Origin of the sequence: Mesorhizobium sp. M2A.F.Ca.ET.039.01.1.1 (assembly GCF_003998035.1) — a bacterium.
GTDB lineage: Bacteria > Pseudomonadota > Alphaproteobacteria > Rhizobiales > Rhizobiaceae > Mesorhizobium.
The window spans coordinates 1-1,711 of the sequence record NZ_RZRY01001041.1 but is presented as its reverse complement, the minus strand read 5'-3'; the positions used below and the strand labels follow the sequence as shown (position 1 = coordinate 1,711).

2 protein-coding genes are annotated in these 1,711 nt (G+C 62.9%); one reads left to right on the top strand and one right to left on the bottom strand.

What is annotated here, in order from left to right:
* Positions 1 to 293: 293 nt before the first annotated feature.
* Positions 294 to 602, top strand: a complete 309-nt coding sequence (locus tag EOA24_RS37040) for a hypothetical protein (RefSeq protein ID WP_127249416.1) — start codon at positions 294 to 296, stop codon at positions 600 to 602.
* A 23-nt stretch (positions 603 to 625) separates the two neighbouring features.
* Here EOA24_RS37040 and EOA24_RS37035 read toward each other — a convergent pair.
* A partial coding sequence (locus EOA24_RS37035; RefSeq protein ID WP_127410767.1) for a PAS domain S-box protein occupies positions 626 to 1,711 on the bottom strand: 1,086 nt, incomplete at its 5' end.

Genomic DNA, 1,711 nt, shown 5'->3' with positions numbered 1-1,711 from the left:
GCTTCCTACCGTGCTGGGAACCGCGGCCATCACATCGAACCCTTGAGATGCCGGACGTATGGGAACTTAGCACCGTCTCCCAAGTTGATCTGCGTTCAACTCCGGAGCACGAGCATGGCCGATCCCACGAGCACAAAACCCTAGGACGCCTCCCGCCCGCAACCCAGACCCGCAACACCCTCGCCGGCAACGGAGAAAGTGTCCGGTTCCGGCCCCGCGATCGCGGAGCATTCCAAAGATGCCAAGGCGCCCAAGGGCGGCCGTCAACCCGGCGCCTATGTCAAGCACCACCGATGAACGTCGCCAACCTGCAGCTTGAAGGGCTGATGATGGCGGTCGCGGCCATCAACAATGCGCTGGTGCACCATGGCGTGCTGTCGATTGACGCCATCGACGACGCTCTACGCAGGGCCGAAGCGTCCGTCACCGCCGACGAGCGTGTGTACGAAGATATGTCGCCGGCCCACCGGGAGGCGATCTGCTTTCCGCTACGACTGCTGCAACTGGCCAACCTGTCGCAGGACGAGACCGGCGTGCCGCCCTTTGCCGAGCTCGCGCGCCAGGTCGGCCGGACCAAAGATGCCCCCGCTGACCCTGCCTAATTATGGAGGTGGGGCCTACCGCACTACGCTGCCCCGCGCTGGAACGCTTCTACATAGGAAAGGGGCGCCTGGAGCGCCCAGACCACCTGGTCAGCATCATAGGTCACCCCGCCAGTCCCGTTCAGCGCCGCCGGCGCCACCCGGTTGAGCACGACGGTACCGAATCCATCATGGGCGATAGCCTTGACCCGGGGCCCATCCTTCTCGGTCCACGTCAGTTGGAACGTGCGGTCGCCGTCCTCGTCAGTCACTTTCCAGTTCAGCGTGATCGAGCCCTTGCGGCCGGACAGCACCCCGTACTTGGCGGAGTTGGTGCACAGTTCATGAAAGGCGATCCCGAGATACTGTACAGCGTTGGGGGTTAGGACCAGGGCAGGGCCGTGCAGGCCGATGGCGTCCTCGCGTCCGAACGGCTTGGCCTGGGCCAGCAGAAGATCTGCCACCGTCGCACCCTTCCAGTCGGCGGATACAAGCAGGTCGTGAGATCTCGACAGCGCCATGATGCGCTCACGGACCTGCTTCTCGAAAACGTCAGGGCTCCCCGAGCGTTTGTTGGTCTCGCGGATCATCGACAGGATCACAGCGTACTGGTTTTTCACCCGGTGGTTGACTTCGCGCATCAGCATGCGGATGCGCTCCTCGCTTTCCTTCGCGGATGTGATGTCGCGGGCGATCTTGGAGGCGCCGACGATACGGCCGGCGCCGTCGCGCACGGGAGAGATCGTGAGGGAGACGGGAATGTCGGTGCCGTCCTTGCGGCGACGGATGGTTTCGAAACTCTCGACCCGGTCACCGTTGCGGATCCGCTCGATGATCATGGCCTCTTCGTCTCGATACTCGGGCGGGAACAGCATCGTAATGTGCTTGCCAACAGCCTCCTCTGCGGTGTAGCCGAAAAGCCGCTCAGCACCCTGGTTCCAGGTTTTGATGAAGCCGCCGAGGTTCTTGCTTATGATCGCATCGAACGAGGACTCAACAACCGCCGAGAGGTGCTGGGCAGCATCCTCGCCCCGCTTCCGGTCAGTGAGATCGAACAACATGTTGACCGCGCCGATCAGCTCGCCATGCTCGTTGAGCAAAGGTGTCGGGAACGGCATGAACGGGAAGAG

Coding starts and splice junctions, on each gene's coding strand:
- EOA24_RS37040 (WP_127249416.1), top strand. CDS start 294: ATGAACGTCGCCAACCTGCAGCTTGAAGGGCTGATGATGGCGGTCGCG.